Source organism: Moorena sp. SIO2C4 (genome assembly GCF_010672485.1).
In the GTDB taxonomy this organism is placed as follows: Bacteria; Cyanobacteriota; Cyanobacteriia; order Cyanobacteriales; family Coleofasciculaceae; genus Moorena; species Moorena producens.
In genome coordinates this window covers 1-3,021 of the sequence record NZ_JAAHGN010000942.1, presented here as the reverse complement: position 1 = coordinate 3,021, position 3,021 = coordinate 1, and the positions used below count along the sequence as shown (strand labels likewise).

4 protein-coding genes and 1 pseudogene are annotated in these 3,021 nt (G+C 44.8%); 1 reads left to right on the top strand and 4 read right to left on the bottom strand.

All coding sequences use genetic code 11. The annotated features are described in order from the left end of the window. On the top strand, nt 1-483 hold a 483-nt coding region (wecB, locus tag F6K20_RS31740), incomplete at its 5' end, for a non-hydrolyzing UDP-N-acetylglucosamine 2-epimerase (RefSeq protein ID WP_287297400.1). Nucleotides 484-585: 102 nt separating this feature from the next. Here wecB and F6K20_RS31735 read toward each other — a convergent pair. From F6K20_RS31735 to F6K20_RS31720, 4 genes and pseudogenes are all read right to left on the bottom strand, one after another. Next, nucleotides 586-738, bottom strand: coding sequence for a hypothetical protein (locus F6K20_RS31735; protein WP_287248674.1), 153 nt, complete (start codon nt 736-738; stop codon nt 586-588). A gap of 65 nt (nt 739-803) precedes the next feature. Next, a complete protein-coding gene (locus F6K20_RS31730) occupies nt 804-1,580 on the bottom strand; it encodes a class I SAM-dependent DNA methyltransferase (protein WP_008191449.1) in 777 nt (258 codons plus the stop codon). Between the two features lie 151 nt (nt 1,581-1,731). Then, nucleotides 1,732-2,838 carry an RNA-guided endonuclease InsQ/TnpB family protein gene (locus F6K20_RS31725; RefSeq protein WP_008191451.1) on the bottom strand — a complete coding sequence of 369 codons (1,107 nt, stop codon included), beginning with the start codon at nt 2,836-2,838 and terminating at the stop codon, nt 1,732-1,734. Continuing rightward, a pseudogene (locus F6K20_RS31720) lies at nt 2,825-3,021 on the bottom strand (IS607 family transposase); the annotation flags it as partial. The pseudogene F6K20_RS31720 and the gene F6K20_RS31725, both read right to left, overlap by 14 nt.

Genomic DNA, 3,021 nt, shown 5'->3' with positions numbered 1-3,021 from the left:
TGGGAAAACTGGGGGAAACCACTGGAAGATATAGCCCAGGGGTTCCTCCAGATTTTAGATAAGTTCCCAGATACAGCATTATTGTTACCTCTCCATCGTAATCCTACGGTCAGGGAACCCCTAAGGGCAATGTTAGGTGACCATGAGCGGGTATTTTTAACAGAACCGCTGGATTATGTGGAATTGGTAGCAGCGATGCAACGGTGTTATTTAGTGATGACTGATTCTGGCGGATTGCAGGAGGAAGCACCGAGTTTGGGTAAGCCAGTGCTGGTGTTGCGTAAGACCACGGAACGACCGGAAGCGATCGCAGCTGGGACTGGGAAGTTGGTAGGGACTAACCCAGAGCAGATGGTGGGGGCGGCAAGTTTGTTGTTGAGTGATTCAGTAGCTTATCAGGGGATGGCAAATGCCATTAATCCCTTTGGGGATGGTCGTGCGGCGGAGCGTATAGTAAAGATTGTGGAGGATTATTTTGGGTAAGCATTCAGCTATCAGATATCAGCTATCAGCCAAAGGCCAAGGTCTATGGCCACACGAAGCGAATGGGCACACTCATTGAGGTACTTATGCGCTATGGGCACGCTACTGTTGGCGCAGCGTGCGCGTAGCGCAATCGGTGGTTTTGAATAAAATAAGCTGAGTGCTGAGTGCTGTTCGCGCAGCGTGCGCGTAGCGCATATGCTTACTAATTTGGTTGTAATCCCCGTTATTGGGCAATAACCGGTTTGTCTGCATATTAGCTTCCCGGTTAGCCGAATTTTAGATAGCTTTGCCCTGTCAGGATGACAACCCAAGTGAGTCTATTCAAGTGAGTCTATTAAGGAGAGCGGAACATCAGAATTTTTTTTGCCCCCTAGGGCAAAGTAATAGAGCTTTTCACCTTCGAGGGAGAACCGATGCCGATACCTTTTCAGATGATAAAGATCCAAAAATTCCGAGAAGATCAGTTTCCGAATCAGCTGTGAAAATCCAGAATCATCACTTGAATCAAGGAAGGTTTCTTTGATATTAAAGGCAACCCAGGCATTTTCGCTAATTACATTGAAGGCTTCCAAGAAAGCCTTTGCTGGTATGTCACCGAACCCAAGTGCTGCTACTGAAACCAGGCAGTTAGGTGACCAAGAATTGAGTTCATCACGATCTTTATCACTGAGATTGCAGAAATCCATCACATAGAATTCATCGTAGATTCCAGGCCGATCTCGCTCAGTAGCAGCCTGGGCTTCGGGAATAATATCAACTCCGATCAGCCGTGATACTCCGTGTTGTTTCAGCTTTTCACCAACTATCCCGTTTCCTGCCCCAAGATCAATTACCCGAAGCTCGTTGAGGCTCTGGTCCCCTTGAGAGACGGCAGACTGCAGGATATCCACTACAATTGATGGAGACTGGCACTTCAGACGCTCATATACAACCTGCTCGTATAATTCAGGAACTTCGAATATCCGCTCATAGTCATGTAGACGGATTTTCTCCCTGGATTCTCCATTAACAAGGTAAAAATAGACCTCATCTTGGCCAAGCTCTCGAACATTTGTAGGTGGAAATTGGATTTTATGCTTCTTCATAACTTTCATGATTCCTTTCAGTTTGAACCCAGATAAAAACGAATTGTGAAGGGTGGAGGATTCTAATAGCCAACGTCAGCAGCGCAAGACCAACTCAGGGCTTACCCAAAGACTCTAGATATAGAGTTTAGTTAACTTGCTTGTGCAACATTTAACCTCTCTAAACCTGCTCATCAGCAGGAATGACCTGTATAGCACCAGGTGAAAACCTGATGGTTGTTGCCGACAAAGCGCGGATCATTATGTTCCGCGCGCCATTCCAATCCCGTGGTAAAAAGAAACCACATTCTGGGCATTGAAATTTTTTGTTACCGCCTAATTTATCGTGAATGTGCCCACATTTTGGGCAGGTTTTACTCGTGTAAGATTCATTAACTAAGACCACCTTCACACCATGGCGATCAGCCATTTGAATCAAATGCTGACGAAACTTATAGTGGCTCCAATTGAGCAGATTACGAGCTGTCTTCTTATTTAACTTTCTGGCTGATTTTACTACCATCTCAGAGGTCTCAAATGTGGGGATAAAAATCAGCTTGTAGTTCTTGACAAGAAAAGAAGCTGATTTATTGTGGCAGTCTTTAATTAAATCTTGGATTTTTTGACGCAATCGATGGGCAGCTTTCCTCATTGCTCGTCTCTGACGCTTTGCAGAGCTTAAGTCAATACGACTCATCAACCGATCTAGTTGCTGACAAAGTCTTTGAATCCTGCCAATATCCCCAGACCCGATCTCGATATAGTTTTTGCCATCAAAACCAGTAAGAAATGTCCTAATGCCCGGATCCAAGGCTATTACTTGATCCTTATTAGTAGGAGTAGGTTCAATATATTCAGGAAAAATACCGTACCACTTACCTTTGATCCAAACTAACTGAGTACCATAAATGCACTGATCAGGCCAACCTTGAGGGCAACGTAAGGATAAGCCTTTTACCTTGGTGGGATACCAGGAACCTTTTTTGAAATCTCCAACTTTGAATTTGATCACTTGACTTGTTTGCCGACAGGATTTGAACTTGGCAAAACCGCCATTGGCCAAGGCTTGTTTGACAGCATCGATCCCATCAGCAACAGCTTCTTGTAATTGATGTCCTGGTAAGGTTTTCACCCATTCTGGCCTATCAAAATTTCTGGCCAGTTTCTGTAAATCGTAAGCACTGCCTTTATAGCCATTTTTGATAGCATCTATTGACCAGTTGTAGATCCACCTGTATGCGTTAAGCCAAGTTTTCCAGACCCTGTGAAGCTCTTTAGATGGAAACACCCTGATCTTCAATACACTGTTTGGTGTCAACTTCACTGTCTGGTTCCGAGGTTTTCTCTTGTACCGCTTGCGTGACTTGCTTTTGATATTTTCGGAGTCCGTAAAGCCTAGCAGAGAAACAGTGGAGGATGGACAGGATATCTTCGACGAGCTCTTGTTCTGGGGAGAGTTTGCGTTCATTGA

Excerpts from the sequence above, each read along its gene's own strand:
- F6K20_RS31735 (WP_287248674.1), bottom strand. The coding sequence starts at position 738 with ATGCAGACAAACCGGTTATTGCCCAATAACGGGGATTACAACCAAATT.
- F6K20_RS31730 (WP_008191449.1), bottom strand. The coding sequence starts at position 1,580 with ATGAAAGTTATGAAGAAGCATAAAATCCAATTTCCACCTACAAATGTT.